The organism is Methylobacterium endophyticum (assembly GCF_050591105.1).
GTDB lineage: Bacteria > Pseudomonadota > Alphaproteobacteria > Rhizobiales > Beijerinckiaceae > Methylobacterium.
In genome coordinates this window covers 77,321-95,069 of sequence record NZ_JBNHES010000002.1, presented here as the reverse complement: position 1 = coordinate 95,069, position 17,749 = coordinate 77,321, and the positions used below count along the sequence as shown (strand labels likewise).

The window sequence follows — 17,749 nt, the reverse complement described above, 5'->3', positions numbered from 1 at the left end:
GATTGTGTCGATCCGCCGCCCGGCAGACAATCCCCGGCATCGCCGCATCCCGCCTTCGCCTTGCCCGGAGCGGGCTCCCCGCTTAAGAGCGCGGACCCCGAAATCGCCCGGAGAGACCGATGCGACCCTCGAATCGCGAGAGCGACGCCCTCCGGCCCGTGACCCTGGAACGCGCCGTGGCGCGCTACGCGGAAGGCTCCTGCCTCGTCAGCTTCGGCAACACCAAGGTGCTGTGCACGGCCTCCCTGGAGGAGCGCGGGCCGCACTGGCTGCGCGGCTCCGGCAAGGGCTGGGTGACGGCCGAGTATTCCATGCTGCCGCGCGCCACGCACGAGCGCACCCGGCGCGAGGTGAACTCGGGCAAGCCCTCCGGCCGCACCCAGGAGATCCAGCGGCTCATCGGCCGTAGCTTGCGCGCCGTCACCAACCTGCCGGCCATCGGCGAGCGCCAGATCACCGTCGATTGCGACGTGATCCAGGCGGACGGGGGCACCCGCACCGCCTCGATCACCGGCGCCTGGGTGGCGCTGCACGAGTGCTTCGCCTGGATGCGCGGCCGCTCGATGATCTCGGTCGATCCGCTGCGCGACCATGTCGCGGCGGTCTCCTGCGGCATCTACAAGGGCGTGCCGGTGCTCGATCTCGACTACGCCGAGGACTCGGCCGCCGAGACCGACGCCAACTTCGTCATGACCGGCACGGGCGGCATCGTGGAGGTGCAGGGCACCGCCGAGGGCAAGCCCTTCACCGAGGCCGAGCTGCTGGAGCTGATGCGGCTCGCCCGCGGCGGCATCGAGCAGCTCGTCGCCCTCCAGAAGCAGGCCCTCGCATGAGCCGCAAACTCACCGGCAAGGTCGTCATCGCGACCCACAACGCCGGCAAGCTCGTGGAGATGCGCGAGTTGCTGGCGCCGTTCGGGGTCGCGGCGGTCTCGGCCGGCGAGCTCGGCCTGCCCGAGCCCGACGAGACCGGCACGATGTTCTCCGAGAACGCCGCGATCAAGGCGCTCGCCGCCGCCACGGCCGCGAACCTCCCGGCCTTCGCCGACGATTCCGGCCTCTGCGTCGATGCGCTCGACGGCGCGCCGGGGCTTTTTTCCGCCCGCTGGGCTGGCCCGACGAAGGACTTTGCCGGCGCCATGGCCCGGATCGAGACGGAGTTGCAGAAGCGCGGCGCCACGAGCCGGCGGGCGCATTTCGTCTCGGCTCTGGTCGTCGCCTGGCCGGACGGCCACACCGAACTCTTCGAGGGCCGGGTCTTCGGCGACCTCGTGGCGCCGCGCGGAACCGCCGGATTCGGCTACGATCCGATGTTCCGGCCGGACGGGCACGATCGCACCTTCGGAGAGATGTCGTCCGAGGAGAAGCACGGCGTCGATTGGCGGACCGGCAAGGGACTCTCGCACCGGGCGCGCGCCTTCGTCACCCTCGCCGAGGCGTGCCTGACTCGGGTGGAATGACTCAGCGATTGCCGTACCGCGCCCCTCTCCCCGCAGGCGGGGAGAGGGCCGGGTGCACCTCGTCGTGCATTCGGCAAGCGGAGGCAAAGCCGAAGCGAGGGTGAGGGGGATGAACGGAAGAGACTCCTTCGGCTTTGCCCCCTCACCATCGGCTGACGCCTCGCTTCCTGCCCCGGCAGGGGGGCAGGAAGCCCTCTCCCCGCCCGCGGGGAGAGGGGTGGGAGCGGCGCCGGTCGCCCCCGACCATCCGACCCGCGACGCGGGGTTCGGCGTCTATCTGCATTGGCCCTTCTGCGCCTCGAAGTGCCCCTATTGCGACTTCAACAGCCATGTCCGCCACGCGCCGGTGGACGAGGCGCGGTTTCTGGCGGCCTTCCGCGCAGAGATCGCGCATGTGGCGGCGCGCACGCCGGGGCGCCGCGTCTCCAGCATCTTCCTCGGCGGCGGCACGCCCTCGCTGATGTCCCCCAGGACCGTCGCGGGCCTGCTCGACGCGGTGGCAGGCGCCTGGAGCATGGAGCCCGACGCCGAGATCACGCTGGAGGCCAACCCCACCAGCGTCGAGGCGACCCGCTTTCGCGGCTACCGGGAGGCCGGCGTCAACCGCGTCTCGCTGGGCGTGCAGGCGCTCGACGACGCCTCCCTGAAGAGCCTCGGCCGCCTGCACACCGCCGAGGAGGCGATGGCCGCCGTGAGCACCGCCGCCGCCCATTTCGAGCGCTATTCCTTCGACCTGATCTACGCCCGCCCGGACCAGACGCCCGACGCCTGGAAGGCCGAGCTGAGGGAGGCGATCGCGCGGGCGGCCGAGCATCTCTCGCTCTACCAGCTCACCATCGAGCCCGGCACGCCCTTCCACGGGCTCGCCGCCGCCGGCCGGCTGACCCCGCCCGACGAGGACGCCGCCCGCGCCCTCTACGACGTGACCCAGGAGGTCTGCGAGGCCGCCGGGCTACCCGCCTACGAGATCTCGAACCACGCGCGGCCCGGCGCGCAGTCGCGCCACAACCTGCTGTATTGGCGCTATGGCGAGTATGCCGGCATCGGGCCGGGCGCCCATGGCCGGCTGGTGGCCGGCGCGGACAGGCTCGGCACCGTCACCGAGAAGGCGCCGGAGGCGTGGCTCGCCCGCGTCGAGCGCGACGGCCACGGCGTCGTCGAGACCGAGACCATCGCCGCCTCCGACCAGGGCGACGAGTTCCTGATGATGGGCCTGCGCCTCGCGGAGGGCATCGATCCGGCCCGCTACGCCGCGCTGAAGGGCCGCCCGCTCGACGCGGCCCGGCTCGACGCGCTCGTCGGCGACGGGCTGGTCCGGCGCCTGGAGGGCGGGCGCATCGCCGCCACCCCGCGCGGCGCGCCGGTGCTGAACGCCCTCGTCGCGACCCTCGCCGCCTGAGCCCCCGGAATGGCCCCTTCCGTCGTCGCCCTCGTCCTCTTCGCCGCGCTGCTGCATGCAAGCTGGAACGCGCTGCTGCGCGGGGGCGAGGACCGCTTCTGGTCGATGGGCGTGATGAACATCGCGCCGGGCGCGATCGGGCTCGCCGTCTGCCTCTGGGTCGGCCTGCCGTCCAGGGAGAGCCTGCCGCTGGTGGTGCTCTCGGGCCTCCTGCACATCCTCTACAACGCGCTGCTCGTGCTGACCTACCGCTCGGGCGATCTCGGCCAGACCTACCCGATCGCGCGCGGCTCCTCGCCGGCGCTGGTCTCGGTGGGCGCGGCGCTGCTCGCGGGCGAGCTGCTGCCGCTCTCGGCCGCCATCGGCGTGGCGCTGGTCTCGGGCGGGATCATCGCGCTCGCCCTGGCGCGCGGCGGGGTCGGGCGGGCCGGGCTCCTCGCGGCGCTCGCCACCGGCACCACCATCGCCGGCTACACCCTGGTGGACGGGCTCGGCGTGCGCGTCTCCGGCGACTGGCTCGCCTACACGGCGGCGATGTTCTGCTTCCATTTGGTGCTGCCGGCGTGGCTGGTGGCGCGGCGCGGCGCGAGGGCGCTCGCGGGCAAGCCGAAGCAGCTCGGCATGGCGCTCGCCGGGGGCACCATCTCCATCGCGGCCTACTCGGTGGTGATCTGGGCCATGCAGAAGGGCGCCATGGGGGCGGTCTCGGCGCTGCGCGAGACGAGCGTGGTCTTCGCGGTGCTCCTCGGCCGCATCTTCCTCGGCGAGACCCTCACCGTGAACCGCATCGTCGCCTCCTGCGTGATCGCGGTGGGCGCCGTGCTGATCGGCCACGGCTGAAGAGGGTTCAGGTGCCCGATTTCGCCAGCAGGCGCGGCGCCGGCTTCACCGGCACGGTGGCGTTGTTGCGGATCTCGTAGACGGCGAGCGCCCGGTCGCTCAGGCCCTCCGGCTGGAAGCGGAAGGTGCCGTCGATGCCGGAGAACCCGGCAGGCCCGGTGAGCGTCGTCTCCGCGAAGCGCTGCGAGCCGTATTGCCGGCTGAGCGCCGCCGAGAGCGAGACCGCGTCGTAGGCGAGCGAGGCCACGCGCGGCGGGCTCGCGCCGAAGCGGGCCTGGTAGCGTCCGGCGAACCCCGAGAACCCGGCGGGATCGGGCGCGGCGAACCAGCCGCCCTGGAGGGCCGGCAGCGAGAACACGCGCGGGTCGTTCCACTGCGCCGTTCCGATCGGGCGCACCCGTGCCGGCGAGAACCCGGCCTTCGAGAGCGCGGCGGCGACGCCCGGCAGCCCGTCCGGGGTCTCGGGCACGAACAGCGCGTCCGCCTGCGCCGCCGGGCCGGTGATGACCCCCGCGAGCCGCCCGATGGCCGGCCCCGCGTCCCCCGGGGCGTAGCGCTCCAGCCCCGCGACGCGGGCCCCCTTGCGCGCAACCGCCTCGCGGAAGCGCGCCTCGACGGCGTTGCCGTAGGCGTTCTCCGGGATCAGCGCCGCGAAGGAGCGCCGGCCGCCCGCCACCGCCTCGTCGACCACGCGGTCGACCTCGGCCTGCGGCAGGAAGCTCAGGAGATAGACCCCGCGCGCGGCGACGCCCGCATCGGTGGAGAAGGCGATCACCGGCTTGCCGGCGGCGCGAACGGGCGCGGCGGCGGCCTGGACATTGGCGGCGAAGAGCGGCCCGAGCACGATCTCGGCGCCATCCGCGAGCGCGCCCTGGGCGGCCTCGCGGGCGCCGTCCGGGGTGCCCCGGTCGTCGCGCACCAGCACTTGGATGTCGGGCTGCTGGAACTCCTCCATGGCGAGCTCGGCGGCGTTGCGCATGGCCGCGCCCAGCGCCGCCCCCTGGCCGGAGAGCGGCACCACCAGCGCGACCTTCACGCTGCCTGCGCCGATCTTTCCTGGGGAAGGCGCGGCGGCGGGCGTCTCGGGGCCGGGGGCGAGATCCGCGCGGGGCGCGGGCGCGGGGCGGGCGGCGCGTCCCCCCTCCGGGCCGCCGATGCAGCCGGCGAGCGGCCCCGCGAGGACTAGCGCCGCGAGGATGCCTCGCACGGGTCCGTTCAGCGGTCGGGCATGCGCCATGCCGGGCCTCCTCGAAAACGTTACGCAACCGATCCGTGCATGAAGCCACGACGGCGCCCGCGCGAAAAGTCGCGGCGGGACACAGATCGGCAAAATCGCGCGGCCAAAATTCCGCGCGCCGCCGCGCCGTGCCAATGTCGGCGGCGATGACGGATCGAATCGATACCGGCCCGCGCGGGCCCTCCACCTACACGGCCTTCGGGCTCGCGGCGGAAGCCGAGGCGCTGCCCGCCGGGCTGCATGTGGTGGCGACGCCCATCGGCAACCTGCGTGACGTGACCTTCCGGGCTCTGGCGACGCTCGCCGCAGCCGACGCGGTGCTCGCCGAGGACACCCGCGTCACCCGCACGCTGCTCGCGCATTACGGGATCACCACGCCGCTGGTGGCCTATCACGAGCATTCCAACGCCGCCGTGCGCGAGCGGATGGTGGAGCGCATGAAGGGCGGCGAGGCCCTGGCGCTGGTCTCCGATGCCGGCACGCCGCTGGTCTCCGATCCCGGTTTCAAGCTCGTCCAGGCGGCCATCGAGGCTGGCATTCCGGTGACGCCCATCCCCGGCCCCTCGGCGGTGATGACCGCGATCGTGGCCGCCGGCCTGCCGACCGACCGCTTCTTCTTCGAGGGCTTCCTGCCGCAGAAATCCGGCGCCCGGCGCAATCGCATGGAGGCGCTCGCCGGCATTCCGGGCACGCTGGTGCTGTTCGAATCACCCCACCGGCTGCCCGAGATGCTGGCCGACGCCGCCGACATCCTCGGGCCCGGCCGCCCTGCGGCGGTGGCCCGCGAGCTGACCAAGTTCTACGAGACGGTGAGGCGGGGCACCCTCGCGAGCCTCTCCGCGACCTTCGCGGAGGAGGGCGCCCCGAAGGGGGAGGTCGTGGTGGTCATCGGCACCGCGCCGGAGGAGGCCCCCACCGAGGCCGAGGACGACGCCCTCGACGCAGCGCTGACCGCCGCCCTGTCGCGGCACTCGATCAAGGACGCTGCCGCCCTCGTCGCCGAGGAGACGGGCCGCCCCCGCAAGGTCGTCTATACCCGCGCGCTCGCGCTCGCCCGGCGCACGGACGCCGATGGCTAGGCTCGCCGGCCCCGACCGTCGGCGGGCGACGGAGCGGCGCGGGCGCGCGGCCGAATGGCGGGCGCTCGTCGCGCTGATGCTGAAAGGCTACCGCCCCCTCGCGCGGCGCCACGCGGCGGCGGGCGGAGAGATCGACCTGATCCTCCGGCGCGGCGGCACGGTGGTGTTCGTGGAGGTCAAGGCGCGCCCGACGGCGACGGCGGCCCAGGAGGCCATCGACGCCCGCAAGCGCCGGAGATTCTCGCGGGCCGCGCGAAGCTGGGTTGCGCGCAACCCCTGGGCGGCGGCGCTGAGCCTGCGGGCGGACGCGGTGTTCGTCACCCGCGCCCTCTGGCCGGCGCATCTGCCCGACGCTTTTCCGATCGAGGGGCTCTGAGGTGGCGCGGCTATTTCCGCGCGGCCGTCACGGCGGCGACGAGGGTGCGCTTGAGATCCGCCTGACTGAAGGGCTTCTGCACCACCAGCCGGTCGCGGAACGGCTCGCGGATGCCGGCCCCGCCGTACCCTGTCGAGAACACCAGCGGCAGGCTCCGCCCGGCGATGACCTCGGCCACCGGATAGATCGGCTCGCCGGCGACGTTGACGTCGAGGATCGCGATCTCGAACGTCTCCTTCTCGGCCATCTCCAGCGCGGTGGCGAGGCGGGCGGCGGGGCCGATCACGGTGCAGCCGAAATCGAGCAGCATGTCCTCGAGCAGCATCGAGATCGCGGCCTCGTCTTCCACGACGAACACCCTTGCGCCTTCGAGAACGTCGTCCTTGGATTCCGCTGTCACGCCCGCTCGTCTTCCCCTGGGTGGCTTCCGCGCCTGCGGCCCGAGCCGGCGGTGTCGCCGGAGCGGAGAAGGGAAGCGCCACCTGCCGGCGGTGCGCCCGCGGCGCGGAAGACGGTGTCCGATCCTGTCTGCGAAAGGCCGGAGACCCGCCGAGCCGTCGCCAATTCGGCCGGCGCTGTCAAGCGCCCTGGCAACGCGAGGGTCCCGATACCCGTCCCGATGTTACGACGTGTTACTTTCCCGGACAAGACGGCGGGGCGAACGCGCAGGGCCGTCCTCGCCGGTCTCGCCGCCGCTTCCCTGGCCGGCCGAAGCGCGGCGGCCGGCCAGGACCAGCGCCCCCTCGTCGTCGCCTCGAAGAGCGACACGGAAGGCGCCATCGCCGGCGGCATGATCGCGCTCGTGCTGGAGGACATGGGGCTTCCCGTCGAGCGCCGCCTCGGGCTCGGCCCGACCCTGATCGTGCGCTCGGCGCTGCTGGCGGGCGATGTCGACATCTATCCCGAATATACCGGCAACGGCGCCTTCTTCACCGGCACCGAGACCGACCCGGCTTGGAAGGACGGGCAGGCCGGCTACGACGCCATCCGCAGGGCGGACGCGGCGCGCGGCCTCGTCTGGCTGGCGCGGGCGCCGGCCGACAACACCTGGGCCATCGCCGTCCGGGGCGCCCTGGCGCGGAAATGGCGGCTCGCGACCATGACGGATTTCGCCGGGGCGGTCGGCCGGGGGCTGATCCGGCTCGCCGCCTCCACCGAGTTCGTGGAGAGCCCCGCCGCGCTGCCGGCCTTCGAGGCGGCCTACGCCTTCACGCTCCCCCTCGACCGGATCGTCAGCCTGCCCGGCGGCGATACGGCGGTAACGGCGCGGGCGGCGGCGCAGGGCATCAGCGGCGTCAATGCCGGCATGGTCTACGGGACCGACGGCTCCCTCGACGCCCTCGATCTCGTCGTCATGGCCGATCCGAAGGGCGCGCAGATCGTCTACGAGATGGCGCCCGTGATCCGGCGGGCCGCGCTCTCGCGCCATCCCGATATCGCGGAGCGGCTGGGGCGGGTGTTCCGGGGCCTCGACGCGGCAACCCTGCGCCGGCTGAACGCTCGCGTCGCCGTCGAGGGGCAGGTGGCCGAGGCCGTGGCGCGGACCTATCTGCGGGAACGCGGCCTGATCGGGGGAGAGGGCCGCTGAGCGAGAACGCCGAACGGGCATCCGGCGAGGGAGCGTTGCGCGCGGCGGTGGCGGCGACGGCGGCGCTCGCCCTCGCGGGGCTCTACCTGCTGCCGCTGCTCGCGGTCTCGGCGAACCGCCTCGCCATCGGCGAGCCGGTCTATGCCGGGGAGGCCTTCGGCCCCGAGATCGACGTCGCCGCCGCACTGGTCCTGGCCGGGAGCCTCCTGCTCGCGGGGGGCGGCAGCCGGGTCGCGGCCGCCTGCGCGGGACTGCTCCTCGCCACGGCGACGATGGTCCTGGGGTTCGGCCTCTGCACGGCGGCCATCGATCTCGACGCCGGGCGGCCGGCGGCGGCGCGGGTGGCGCTCGCGGCCGGCGCCTGGACCGCGCTCGCCGCGCTGTCGGGCGCCCTCGTTCTGGCCGGGCGGCGGGCCGGATGTCGCAGGCCGGGAATGATTCTGCTCGCCGGGTTCGCCGTGGCGATCGTCGCGGCGGGGCGGGCCGGCCTGCTCGACGGGGTGTCGCTGATGGAGGAGTTCCGGGCCCGGCAGGCGACGCTCCGCTCCGCGCTGATCGAGCACCTGCTGCTCGCCGGGGGCGCGCTCGCGCTCGCGGTCGTCGCGGTGCTGCTGTCGAGCCCCTGGAGACGGCTGCGGGCGGGCGTCGACCTTCTCGCCGGAGGCGTTCAGGTTGTGCCGGCCGTAGCCCTGCTCGCCGCCATGACGGCGCTGGTCTCCGCGCTGCTGAAGGCGTTTCCGGCTTTGCGCGAGGCGGGGCTGAGCGCCCTCGGCCCGGTTCCGGCGCTGCTCGCCGTCGCCGCCTATCTGATCCTGCCGCTGTGGCGGGGGCTCGCCGCCGCGCTGCGGGCGCCGGACCCGGCGGTTCTCGACGCCGCCCGCGCCCTCGGGCTCTCGCCGCGCGAGACGCTGGTGCAGGTGCGCCTGCCCATCGGGGCGCCTGCCCTGATCGGCGCGCTGCGGGTGGCGAGCGTGCAGGCGATCGGTCTGGCGACCCTCGGCGCGCTGGTGGGCGCCGGCGGGCTCGGCCGCATCGTCTTCGACGGCATGGCTCAGTTCGCGCCCGACCTCATCCTGCTCGGCGCCATGCCCGTGGTCGGGCTGTCGCTCGCGGTGGAAGGCGTCCTGAGCGCGCTCGAGGACCGGGTGCGCCGATGGGTGTGAGGCATCTCTCTGCCGCGCTCGGGCCGCTGCTGGCGGGGATGGCGCTCGCCGGGCTCGGCCATCCGGCGGCGGCCTCGGCCCTGGTGTCGTGGATGGGCGACGCCCCGCGCCGGGCCATCCCGCTCGACCGTCTCGCGAGCCTGGCGGGGCGGCATCTGGAGCTCGCCGGCCTGGGGCTCGGGCTCGTCGGCGCGCTGGGGCTCGGGCTCGGCATCCTCGCCACGCGCGGCGGGGCGCGGGGGCTGCGCGGCGCCGTCGACGCCCTGGCCGCCGGGGCGCAGGCGGTGCCGCCCGTGGTCGTCGTGGCGCTGGCCCTGCCGGTGCTCGGCTTCGGCGGCCCGCCGACGCTGCTGGCGCTGGCCTTTTACGGGATCATGCCGGCCCTGCGCGGGACCGTGGCGGCCCTCGAATCGGTGCCGCGCGAGGCGCGGGAGGCCGCGGAGGCCATCGGCCTGACCCGGTGGCAGATCCTGACGCAGGTCGAGCTCCCGCTCGCCGGGCCGGGCCTGCTCGATACGCTGCGCACCGCCCTGGTCCTGGCCGTGGCGACGGTGGCGGTGGGGGCGCTCGCGGGGGCGACGACGCTGGGCACGCCCGTGGTCGCCGGCCTCCAGAACCAGAACGCCGTGCCGATGATCCAGGGCGCGGCCGCCACCGCCGCCCTGGCCTTCCTCTGCGACGCCGCGCTGCTCGCCGCCGCCGCGCCCCTGCGCCGCTGAAATCCGAGAGTCCGTCAGGTGCTTTCAGAAGCGCCTGACGGACTCTCGGTTGTCGGTGTGCCGTATGTCCGGACGGAGAACCGGGATCCACTTCTCCTGGACATACTCTATCGCTCCTCGAACGACACCTTCGTGCCCGGCGCCACATGCGCGGCGAGGTCGCGCGCGTCCCAGTTGGTCAGGCGGATGCAGCCATGCGACTCGGTCTTGCCGATCTTGTCCGGCTCCGGGGTGCCATGGATGCCGTAGGAGAGGATCGACAGATCGATCCAGACGAGGCCCACGGGATTGTTCGGGCCGGGCTTGATGGAGAACTTCGTCTTCGCCTTCACGCCCGCGAAACGGTATTTCGGGTCGTAGGTATAGGACGGGTTGAAGGCGACGCCCTTCACCTTGGCCCTGCCGCTCGGCGCGGGCTTCTCCTCGCTGCCGATTGAGGCGGGATAATAGGCGACGAGGCGGTCGTCCTTGTCGAAGGCGCGCACGGCGCGGCTCTCCTTCTCGACGGCGACGCGCGCGACCTTCGGCGCCTGCGGCAACTCCTTCGGCTTGTCGGTGCCCATGGGCGCCACGCCCGCGACGGTGACGACCGTGCCGGCCCTGTCGAAGGGCTTGTCGGGGTTGAGCACGTCGAGCAGCTCCGGGCGCATGTGGAAACGCTCCGCCAGCATCTCGCGGGGCGTGCGGTAGCCGAGCGCGCCGAGATCGGCCTGATCCTCCATCCTCCTCGGGATCGTCGCCGTGAACGGGCCGGCGAGGTCGGCTTCCGTGATCGTATAGGCGACGAGCGCCGGATCGCCGCCCGCGCCCCGCAGCTTCGCGAACAGCTCGGGGGTGAGCCTTTCCGTACCGCCGAGCCCCTGGGAGACGGCGTAGGCCGCGAGCGCCCGGCGGTAGTTGTCGCCCTCGCGGCCGTCGATGGCGCCCGGCGAGAAGCGGGCCCGGTCGAGCAGGACCTGGGTGCGGAGGACGAGCGGATCGGGCCGCTCCGGCGCTCTGGCGGGCCGCTTCTCGGGCTCCCGCGCGGCGCCCTCGGCCGGCACGGCGGCGTTGACCAGATCGAGCGTCAGGGGAGGCGCCCCGGCTTCCTCCTTCGCGGCGGCGGGGGCGGCGAGGAGCGCCGCGAGCGGAAGGCACAAGGCCGCCGGGAAAAGCCGTGCCGGGAAGACCTTCGCCATGACGACGCGCGCGCTCCGGGAGCCGGGACGGCGCTCCGGGGCATCAAGCCGCGAGCGGCCCGGAGCGTTCCGGCCGGCGTCACTGGCAGAGGCGGTGTCCGGCGTTGCGCTCGCGCTCGTCGAGATGGAAGTGGGTGGCGTGGGCGGCGTCCGAACCGGGGCCGAGCACCGTGCGGAAGAAGTCGCAGGCGCGCCCGCGCACCCGCGCCAAAAACTTCGCCTCCGGCGTGCCCTCCGGCGCTTTGCCCACCGCGATCGGCGGCCTCCCCGTGAAGGCGAAGCTCATCACGTCGGCGCCGTTGGCGAAGGCGTGCTCGCTCAGCCGCGCGTCGGGGTCGTGGTTCTGGCCCCGGCACTCGTAGGAGGTGCCGATGACGATGCCGGAGAGCGGACGCCCCAACTCCTGATCCGCCGCGACCTGGACCTCCGTGGCCCAGCGCGCCAGCGCCTCCGCCGCGCCGCAGACCAGGGTCGCGGCTTGCGGCAGCGCGATCCCGTCGCCGAGCGCCGTCAGCTTGAGGGGATTGGCGGCGGTGCATTGCCCGCTGGCGATGCCGGGCTGAGGCTCGAAGACGACGCCGAGGCGCTTCAGGCGGATGCGGCAGGCGGTATCCTCGGGCGGCGCGACCTTGAGCGCCAGCGCCGCCTCGCCGGAGAGTTCGGGCGGGGGCGCCGGCGGCAGGGGCGGGGAGACGATTGGCGGGTTCCGGCCGGGATCGGCGGCGGGCGGGGCCGGCGGCGGCTCGGGCGCCCTCAGCTCCGCCGGCTTCTCGGGGGGCAGGGGAGAGGAGACGATGGGAGGAGCGGGGATGGGCGGCGCGGCAATGGGCTCGGCCGGCTTGAGCTCGGCGGGCCGTTCGGGCGGGAGCGGCAGCGGACCGCCGGGCCATCCCGTCTCCGCCCTCGCGCCGGCGGAGATCGACAGGCACAGTGCCAGCCACGACGAGACGGCGAAGCCGCCGAGGAACCGCCCGATACCCATGACGATTCCCGCTGCCCCGCCCGCTCCCAGGCCGCCCGCGACCCGAGAGCGGGCGGCGTTCGGCGAACACGCGGTCAGCATCGAGACTTATCCCGGCGCCGGCAAGGAGCGCGGCGCCACGCCGACGATCCTTCTGCTCCACGATGCCAACGGGGTCGGGCCGCAGGTCGAGGTGCAGGCGCTGAACCTCGCCGATGCGGGATTCCGCGTGGTGCTGCCGCATTATCTCGACCGCACGAGGCAGGCCCGCGCCGGCTTCTCCGAGATCGCCCGCAACTTCGATCTCTGGCGGGAGACCGTCGCCGCCGTGCTCGCCGACGCCGTTTCACGAACGGAGAACACCCGCGTCGCGCTCGTCGGGCGCTCGCTCGGCGGGGCGCTCGCCCTCGCCGCCGCCCGCGATGCCGAGGGAGTCGCGGCCGTGGCGGTCCTCTCGGCCTTCCTGCCGCCCTCGCTGGCGGATCGTCCGCTCCGCCTGCCGCCGGTCCTCGCCCTCCACGGAGGCCGCGACGCCATCGTGCAGCCGAGCCACGCCGCCGCCCTGGAGACCGGCATCCTCCGCGCCGGGGGCGCCTGCGAGGTGGTGCTCTATCCCGACCAGGCCCATGCCTTCGATGCCGCCGCCGAGAGCGATGCCGGAGCGCGCACGCTGGATTTCCTGCGCCGGCATCTCCCGTGATCCTGTGATCGCGCGATCACGGGATCGCCCGATCCCGCGACCGGCCGATCCGGTGACGGCGTTGCGCCGGCCGGCGGCGTCCTTATCTTGGCCCCGTTATCCTGGCCCCAGCTCTCGGGGCCGAAACGGGTTTTCTCGATGACAGATGCGATGCCGCCGGGCTCCGGCCTTCCCGCCGACAATCCCTTCGCCGAACGCGACTGGACGACGCCCCACGGCCTGCCGCCCTTCGAGCGCATCCGGCCCGAGCATTACGAGCCGGCCTTCGCGGCGGCGCTGGCCGAGCACCTGAGCGAGATCGCTCGGATCGCGGACAGCGCCGAGCCGGCGCGCTTCGCCGATACGGTGGGCGCCATGGAGCGGGCCGGGCTCGCCCTCGACCGCGTGGCCTCGGTGTTCTTCAACCTCACCGGCAGCGACACCAACCCCGCCTTGCAGGAGGTGGAGCGCGCGATCTCGCCGCGCCTCGCCCGCCACGGCAGCGCCATCTACCTGAACCCGGCGCTCTGGGCCCGCATCTCCGCCGTCGACGCGGATGCGGAAGGCTTGGGGGACGAGGAGCGGCGAGTGCTCGACCGCTACCGCACCCGCTTCCGCCGCGCCGGCGCCGATCTGGCGCCCGAGGCGAAGGCGCGCATGGCCGCGATCGCCGAGCGGCTCGCCGAGCTCGGCACGCGGTTCGGCCAGAACCTGCTCGCCGATGAGAGCGGCTTCGTCCTGCCCCTCGATGGCGAGGACGACCTCGCCGGTCTGCCCGACTTCCTGCGCCATGCCGCCGCCGGGGCGGCCCGCGAGCGCGGCGGCGGCCACGCGCATGTCATCACCCTGTCGCGCTCGCTGATCGAGCCGTTCCTGGTCTTCTCGACCCGGCGCGACCTGCGCGAGCGCGCCTACGCCGCCTGGACGCGCCGAGGCGAATCCGGCGGGCCCACCGACAACCGCGCCGTCATCGCCGAGATCGTGCGCCTGCGGGCCGAGCGGGCGCGGCTGCTCGGCTTCGACAGCTTCGCCCATTACAAGCTCGACGACACCATGGCCGGCTCGCCCGACGCCGCCATGGACCTGCTGCGCGGCGTCTGGACCCCGGCCCACCGGCAGGCCGCCGCCGAGAAGGAGCGGCTCCAGGCCATCGTGCAGGCGGAGGGGCACAACTTCGCCCTCCAGGCCCATGACTGGCGCCACTATGCCGAGAAGCTGCGCCGCGCCGAGCACGACCTCGACGAGAGCGAGATCAAGGCCTACCTGCCGCTGCCCGGCATCGTCGATGCCGCCTTCGACACCGCCTCGCGGCTCTTCGGCCTGCGCTTCACGGAGCTGGAGGACGCTCCCCGCTATCACCCGGACGTGCGCGTCTGGCGGGTGACGAATGCCGACGGCTCGGAGGTCGGACTGTTCATCGGCGACTATTTCGCCCGCGCCTCGAAGCGCAGCGGCGCCTGGATGAGCGCCTTCCGCTCGCAGGAGCGGCTCAATGGCGTCGTGACGCCGATCATCGTCAACGTGATGAACTTCGCCAAGGCGCCCGAGGGCGAGGTGACGCTCCTGTCCTTCGACGATGCGCGCACGCTCTTCCACGAGTTCGGCCACGCCCTGCACGGGCTGTTGTCCGACGTGACCTATCCGATGCTGTCCGGCACCGCCGTCTCCGGCGATTTCGTGGAACTGCCCTCGCAGCTCTACGAGCACTGGCTGGAGCAGCCCGAGGTTCTGCGGGCCCATGCCAGGCACCACCGCACCGGCGAGCCGATGCCGGAGGCGCTGTTGCAGAAGCTGCTCGCCGCCCGCACCTTCAACCAGGGCTTCGCCACCGTCGAATATACCGCCTCCGCCATCGTCGACATGACCCTGCACCTGTCGAGCGCGGGCGAGGACGGGCTCGACGTGCCGGCCTTCGAGGCGGAGGCGCTGAAGCGCATCGCCATGCCCCCCGAGATCGGCATGCGCCACCGCGCGCCGCATTTCGCGCATATCTTCTCGGGCGACGGCTACGCGGCCGGATACTACAGCTACCTGTGGTCGGAGGTGCTCGACGCCGACGCCTTCGACGCCTTCCGCGAGGCGGGGGACATCTTCGACCCCGAGACGGCGGCGCGCCTGCGCCGGTTCGTCTACGGCGCCGGCAACCTGCGCCCGCCGAGGGAGGCGTATACGGCCTTCCGGGGGCGGCTGCCGAGCATCGATCCGCTGCTGCGCAAGCGCGGGCTCGCGGCCTGACCGAAGTTTTCGCGATGGGGCGCCGGAGCAATCCGGCCTCGTTCACGGTAACGTTTCGGTAAACAAACGTCCTTAACCAATGCTTTCGGGACCACCCGCGAGCATTGGCCGGGGACGATGGATATGACCACCAGCAACGACGCGAAAGCCGCATCCGACGCCGAGTCGCCGGAAGCCATGCTGAAGGCCGCCGTGTCGGGCAAGGCCACGGGCGGTGAGACGAAAGCGGACGGCGGCAAGGCGAACCTGCCGGTCCTGTTCAGCAAGCCGGCCGGCGCCCCCGGCAAGGCGCGCTTCGATGCGCGCGCCTTCGGTCTCGCCGGGGCGGCGCTGGCCATCGGCACGGTGCTCGGCGTCGGCGCCACGAGCCTGTCGGCCCACCGCGACGATGGCGCCCGGACGGCGCTGGCCGATACCGGCGCGGCCCTCGAATCCAACCGCGTCGAGGCCGCCCGCCTCAACGGCGAGATCGAGACGATGGCCCGCACGCTCGCCGCCCTGCGCGAGGCGGGCGAAGGCCTGCGCGCCGACCTGCGCGCGCGCGAGACCGCGCTGTCGGAGAAGATGACGAAGCTCGACCAGTCCCTCTCGGGCAAGGTCGCGACGCTCGGCGAGCGTCTGGAGCAGGGCGCCCGCGAGCAGAGTGGCAAGCTCGCGGCCCTGACGGCGCAGATCGAGAAGCGCGCGGCTCCCGCGCCCGTGGCAGCCTTGGCCGCGCCGGCGCCCAAGGCCGAGCCGGCGCAGACCGGGGCGATCCCGGAAACCAAAAAGGCGGCCGAGAAGCCGCCTGTGGTCGAGGGATGGGCGCTGCGCGACGTTTATGACGGCACGGCGGTGCTGGAAGATCGTCGCCGCAGGCTGTTCGAGGCGGTGCTCGGCGAGAACATCCCCGGCGTCGGCCGCGTGGAAGCCATCGAGAGGCGCGGCCGGGAATGGGTCGTCGTCACCAAGCAGGGCGTGATCACGCAGCAGGCTTGGTAACGGACAAGCTCCCGGTCAGGTCGCCGGGTTCTGCGCCAGGGCGAGCGTCTCCGGGCTCACGCCGAACCGGGCCTCCAGGCTCGGCAGCTCGGCGAAGGCGTCGGCCCGCGCGGCGCGGCGGCGGCCCATCACCCGCGCTCGCGCCTGCTCGCCGCGCGTCGGATAGAGGATCGCGGTCAGGAAATCCTGACCTTCGAAGGTGCTGTTCAGGGACTTGGCGTCGAAAACCGGCATTGTGGGCCTCGCACCTGCGGTGCCGAGAGGGCTGCTGTCGCCGCGCCTCAAGCGTGGCGGCATCGGGGTAACGGGGACAACCTGAACAAGTTCCGAAAGTCGTCGTCCGGTAACCGATAATTAATCATTGCATCGCGGTCTGCCGATTGCGGTGCGAAACCGCACACGGGCCCTCGCCGGCCCGCACGCCGCAATGTCCGCGCGGCCGCCGCAAATGTTCGCGCGGGCCGGGGCGGGTATCCGTGGGGTGTTCGCGGGCGCGCCGGGATCCGGCCTCCCGACGCTATCGCGTGCCCTGCAAGCAGGCATGGATGGGCAGCGCCCACCTCGCGCGGCGCTCGCAGACTGCCATCCAGAGATGCGGGATATACCGGGCGTCAGCCCCGCGCGGAGGGTGCGGGAGAACAGTTTCGCGGGCGGCCAAATCGGGACCGGCGGCGATGCGCGTATCGTGCCGCCTAACAGCGGCCCGTAGGGCGGCGCGACACACGGGAAGGGCTCCCGTCGTGGAGGACGATGTGCTCGGACAGCGCCCGAGGTCCGGGCAGCGTTCACGCTCAGTGGTGAGCGGCCGGCGAGGGTGTCAGCGACGGGCTCCGCGCCCGCACGGATCGGCGGGCGCGGAAAGACGTCGCGGGGCGCGGCGACGACGCATGGCGCCCCGCGCCGGGATCAGGCGGCGGTCTTCTTCACCGGGACGCCCTTCTCGGCCAGGAACTGTTGCAGCTCGCCCGACTGGAACATCTCGCGGGTGATGTCGCAGCCGCCGACGAACTCGCCCTTCACGTAGATCTGCGGGATCGTCGGCCAGTTCGAGAACGCCTTGATGCCGTCGCGGATGGCCATGTCGTCGAGGACGTTGACGCCCTTGAACGGCACTTCGAGGTAGTTGAGAATCTGCACGACCTGCCCGGAGAAGCCGCACATCGGGAACTGCGGCGTGCCCTTCATGAACACCACCACGTCCTGCGACTTGATCTCGGCTTCGATGACGGTGTTCACATCGGTCATGACATCGGTTCCTGCTGTTGCGTTGTGATCTGGTTGGTCGGATGCGTTTATCAACACCCTCGGGCGTTCGGAGATGTCACGCGTCCGTATCGGGACGCCGCACGAGGGAAGCGGCAATGGTCTGCAAGGCCGCGTCCGCATCGAACGGCTCGGCCACGAGGTCTTCGAGCCGCAACGGACACCGGCGAGGCACGTTCGGCAATAGCGCCTCTCCATAGGCGATCAGCCCGGCATCCGCCATCGCGACGGCCCTTGCCCACATGGCATCGAGATCGAGACGCTGCCGCATCGACCAGCCGAAATGCGCGGCCGCGGAGACCTGGAAGGCGAGGATCTCCGCGCGCCAGTGCCGAAGAGCGGGCGACGCGGGCGCCGAGAGATACTTCAGCAGATGCGCCATCACCTGCGTGAGGAGGCGTTGGACGGCATGGATCTGAGACCGCCCCACGCTCTCGATCTCCTCGGCAACGTTCTCCCAGTCGAGGGCGTTCGACAGGTCCCCCCGCTCCCCCAAGGCGCGCAGCGCGGCCGCCTGCTGCTCGGCCCAGGTCACGATGTCGTCGTCGTAGAGGCTCGGCTGGTCCATCGGGGCCGGTCTTCGTCGCGAAGG

The 17,749-nt window shown here is 72.9% G+C and carries 19 protein-coding genes; 12 read left to right on the top strand and 7 right to left on the bottom strand.

The genetic code is table 11. The annotated features are described in order from the left end of the window. The first annotated feature begins 119 nt into the window (after positions 1-119). The 4 genes from rph (at position 120) to ACP56T_RS02960 (ending at position 3,698) form a co-directional block, all read left to right on the top strand. Entirely contained in the window at positions 120-833 is a 714-nt protein-coding gene (rph, locus tag ACP56T_RS02975; RefSeq protein WP_430910622.1) for a ribonuclease PH, read from the top strand. Next, positions 830-1,459, top strand: coding sequence for an RdgB/HAM1 family non-canonical purine NTP pyrophosphatase (gene rdgB, locus ACP56T_RS02970; protein WP_430910621.1), 630 nt, complete (start codon positions 830-832; stop codon positions 1,457-1,459). The genes rph and rdgB overlap by 4 nt, the downstream gene beginning before the upstream one ends. 217 nt (positions 1,460-1,676) lie before the next feature. Further along, positions 1,677-2,858: a radical SAM family heme chaperone HemW gene (gene hemW / locus ACP56T_RS02965; protein WP_430910620.1), complete on the top strand. Its 1,182-nt coding sequence runs from the start codon at positions 1,677-1,679 to the stop codon at positions 2,856-2,858. Between the two features lie 9 nt (positions 2,859-2,867). Further along, positions 2,868-3,698 carry an EamA family transporter gene (locus tag ACP56T_RS02960; RefSeq protein WP_430910619.1) on the top strand — a complete coding sequence of 277 codons (831 nt, stop codon included), beginning with the start codon at positions 2,868-2,870 and terminating at the stop codon, positions 3,696-3,698. A 7-nt stretch (positions 3,699-3,705) separates the two neighbouring features. Here the strand turns inward: ACP56T_RS02960 and ACP56T_RS02955 are convergent, their stop codons facing one another. After that, positions 3,706-4,935 (bottom strand): penicillin-binding protein activator, encoded by a 1,230-nt coding sequence (locus ACP56T_RS02955; protein WP_430910618.1) that lies wholly within the window; start codon positions 4,933-4,935, stop codon positions 3,706-3,708. A 146-nt stretch (positions 4,936-5,081) separates the two neighbouring features. Here ACP56T_RS02955 and rsmI point away from each other — a divergent pair, with 146 nt between their 5' ends. Both rsmI and ACP56T_RS02945 read left to right on the top strand, forming a co-directional pair. After that, a complete protein-coding gene (gene rsmI / locus ACP56T_RS02950; RefSeq protein ID WP_430910617.1) occupies positions 5,082-6,014 on the top strand; it encodes a 16S rRNA (cytidine(1402)-2'-O)-methyltransferase in 933 nt (310 codons plus the stop codon). Beyond that, positions 6,007-6,390, top strand: coding sequence for a YraN family protein (locus ACP56T_RS02945; protein WP_430910616.1), 384 nt, complete (start codon positions 6,007-6,009; stop codon positions 6,388-6,390). The genes rsmI and ACP56T_RS02945 overlap by 8 nt, the downstream gene beginning before the upstream one ends. Before the next feature lie 10 nt (positions 6,391-6,400). On the opposite strand, the gene ACP56T_RS02940 is transcribed toward ACP56T_RS02945, so the two are convergent. Then, positions 6,401-6,715 carry a response regulator gene (locus ACP56T_RS02940; protein ID WP_430910898.1) on the bottom strand — a complete coding sequence of 105 codons (315 nt, stop codon included), beginning with the start codon at positions 6,713-6,715 and terminating at the stop codon, positions 6,401-6,403. Positions 6,716-7,009: 294 nt separating this feature from the next. Here ACP56T_RS02940 and ACP56T_RS02935 point away from each other — a divergent pair, with 294 nt between their 5' ends. Genes ACP56T_RS02935 through ACP56T_RS02925 form a run of 3 tightly spaced genes read left to right on the top strand, consistent with a single transcriptional unit; the run spans position 7,010 to position 9,860 of the window. Further along, a complete protein-coding gene (locus ACP56T_RS02935; RefSeq protein ID WP_430910615.1) occupies positions 7,010-7,978 on the top strand; it encodes a glycine betaine ABC transporter substrate-binding protein in 969 nt (322 codons plus the stop codon). Between the two features lie 35 nt (positions 7,979-8,013). Further along, positions 8,014-9,141: an ABC transporter permease gene (locus ACP56T_RS02930; RefSeq protein WP_430910614.1), complete on the top strand. Its 1,128-nt coding sequence runs from the start codon at positions 8,014-8,016 to the stop codon at positions 9,139-9,141. Then, the gene (locus ACP56T_RS02925) at positions 9,138-9,860 is read left to right on the top strand and encodes an ABC transporter permease (protein WP_430910897.1); all 723 of its coding nucleotides are present in this window, start codon (positions 9,138-9,140) and stop codon (positions 9,858-9,860) included. Before ACP56T_RS02930 ends, ACP56T_RS02925 begins: the two co-directional genes overlap by 4 nt. 107 nt (positions 9,861-9,967) lie before the next feature. On the opposite strand, the gene ACP56T_RS02920 is transcribed toward ACP56T_RS02925, so the two are convergent. Both ACP56T_RS02920 and ACP56T_RS02915 read right to left on the bottom strand, forming a co-directional pair. Next, positions 9,968-11,038: a L,D-transpeptidase gene (locus ACP56T_RS02920; RefSeq protein ID WP_430910613.1), complete on the bottom strand. Its 1,071-nt coding sequence runs from the start codon at positions 11,036-11,038 to the stop codon at positions 9,968-9,970. Between the two features lie 79 nt (positions 11,039-11,117). Then, positions 11,118-12,020 carry an extensin-like domain-containing protein gene (locus ACP56T_RS02915; RefSeq protein ID WP_430910612.1) on the bottom strand — a complete coding sequence of 301 codons (903 nt, stop codon included), beginning with the start codon at positions 12,018-12,020 and terminating at the stop codon, positions 11,118-11,120. Between ACP56T_RS02915 and ACP56T_RS02910 the strand changes: the two genes are divergently transcribed. From ACP56T_RS02910 to ACP56T_RS02900, 3 genes are all read left to right on the top strand, one after another. Next, entirely contained in the window at positions 12,019-12,699 is a 681-nt protein-coding gene (locus ACP56T_RS02910) for a dienelactone hydrolase family protein (RefSeq protein ID WP_430910611.1), read from the top strand. The two genes, ACP56T_RS02915 and ACP56T_RS02910, sit on opposite strands and share 2 nt — an antisense overlap. 138 nt (positions 12,700-12,837) lie before the next feature. After that, complete coding sequence (locus ACP56T_RS02905; RefSeq protein ID WP_430910610.1) at positions 12,838-14,913, top strand: M3 family metallopeptidase; 2,076 nt, start codon at positions 12,838-12,840, stop codon at positions 14,911-14,913. 123 nt (positions 14,914-15,036) lie between these two features. Next, the gene (locus ACP56T_RS02900; RefSeq protein WP_430910609.1) at positions 15,037-15,894 is read left to right on the top strand and encodes a hypothetical protein; all 858 of its coding nucleotides are present in this window, start codon (positions 15,037-15,039) and stop codon (positions 15,892-15,894) included. A gap of 15 nt (positions 15,895-15,909) precedes the next feature. On the opposite strand, the gene ACP56T_RS02895 is transcribed toward ACP56T_RS02900, so the two are convergent. The 3 genes from ACP56T_RS02895 to ACP56T_RS02885 form a co-directional block, all read right to left on the bottom strand. Beyond that, complete coding sequence (locus ACP56T_RS02895) at positions 15,910-16,128, bottom strand: hypothetical protein (RefSeq protein WP_430910608.1); 219 nt, start codon at positions 16,126-16,128, stop codon at positions 15,910-15,912. A gap of 672 nt (positions 16,129-16,800) precedes the next feature. After that, entirely contained in the window at positions 16,801-17,139 is a 339-nt protein-coding gene (gene grxD / locus ACP56T_RS02890) for a Grx4 family monothiol glutaredoxin (RefSeq protein ID WP_430910607.1), read from the bottom strand. A 76-nt stretch (positions 17,140-17,215) separates the two neighbouring features. Then, positions 17,216-17,725, bottom strand: coding sequence for a DUF29 domain-containing protein (locus ACP56T_RS02885; RefSeq protein WP_430910606.1), 510 nt, complete (start codon positions 17,723-17,725; stop codon positions 17,216-17,218). Positions 17,726-17,749: the final 24 nt, after the last annotated feature.

What these genes read in the sequence shown, in the direction of transcription:
- rph (WP_430910622.1), top strand. Translation starts at nt 120, where the DNA reads ATGCGACCCTCGAATCGCGAGAGCGACGCCCTCCGGCCCGTGACCCTG.
- rdgB (WP_430910621.1), top strand. Translation starts at nt 830, where the DNA reads ATGAGCCGCAAACTCACCGGCAAGGTCGTCATCGCGACCCACAACGCC.
- ACP56T_RS02960 (WP_430910619.1), top strand. Translation starts at nt 2,868, where the DNA reads ATGGCCCCTTCCGTCGTCGCCCTCGTCCTCTTCGCCGCGCTGCTGCAT.
- ACP56T_RS02955 (WP_430910618.1), bottom strand. Translation starts at nt 4,935, where the DNA reads ATGGCGCATGCCCGACCGCTGAACGGACCCGTGCGAGGCATCCTCGCG.
- rsmI (WP_430910617.1), top strand. Translation starts at nt 5,082, where the DNA reads ATGACGGATCGAATCGATACCGGCCCGCGCGGGCCCTCCACCTACACG.
- ACP56T_RS02945 (WP_430910616.1), top strand. Translation starts at nt 6,007, where the DNA reads ATGGCTAGGCTCGCCGGCCCCGACCGTCGGCGGGCGACGGAGCGGCGC.
- ACP56T_RS02940 (WP_430910898.1), bottom strand. Translation starts at nt 6,715, where the DNA reads ATGCTGCTCGAGGACATGCTGCTCGATTTCGGCTGCACCGTGATCGGC.
- ACP56T_RS02935 (WP_430910615.1), top strand. Translation starts at nt 7,010, where the DNA reads ATGTTACGACGTGTTACTTTCCCGGACAAGACGGCGGGGCGAACGCGC.
- ACP56T_RS02920 (WP_430910613.1), bottom strand. Translation starts at nt 11,038, where the DNA reads ATGGCGAAGGTCTTCCCGGCACGGCTTTTCCCGGCGGCCTTGTGCCTT.
- ACP56T_RS02910 (WP_430910611.1), top strand. Translation starts at nt 12,019, where the DNA reads ATGACGATTCCCGCTGCCCCGCCCGCTCCCAGGCCGCCCGCGACCCGA.
- ACP56T_RS02915 (WP_430910612.1), bottom strand. Translation starts at nt 12,020, where the DNA reads ATGGGTATCGGGCGGTTCCTCGGCGGCTTCGCCGTCTCGTCGTGGCTG.
- ACP56T_RS02905 (WP_430910610.1), top strand. Translation starts at nt 12,838, where the DNA reads ATGACAGATGCGATGCCGCCGGGCTCCGGCCTTCCCGCCGACAATCCC.
- ACP56T_RS02900 (WP_430910609.1), top strand. Translation starts at nt 15,037, where the DNA reads ATGACCACCAGCAACGACGCGAAAGCCGCATCCGACGCCGAGTCGCCG.
- ACP56T_RS02895 (WP_430910608.1), bottom strand. Translation starts at nt 16,128, where the DNA reads ATGCCGGTTTTCGACGCCAAGTCCCTGAACAGCACCTTCGAAGGTCAG.
- grxD (WP_430910607.1), bottom strand. Translation starts at nt 17,139, where the DNA reads ATGACCGATGTGAACACCGTCATCGAAGCCGAGATCAAGTCGCAGGAC.
- ACP56T_RS02885 (WP_430910606.1), bottom strand. Translation starts at nt 17,725, where the DNA reads ATGGACCAGCCGAGCCTCTACGACGACGACATCGTGACCTGGGCCGAG.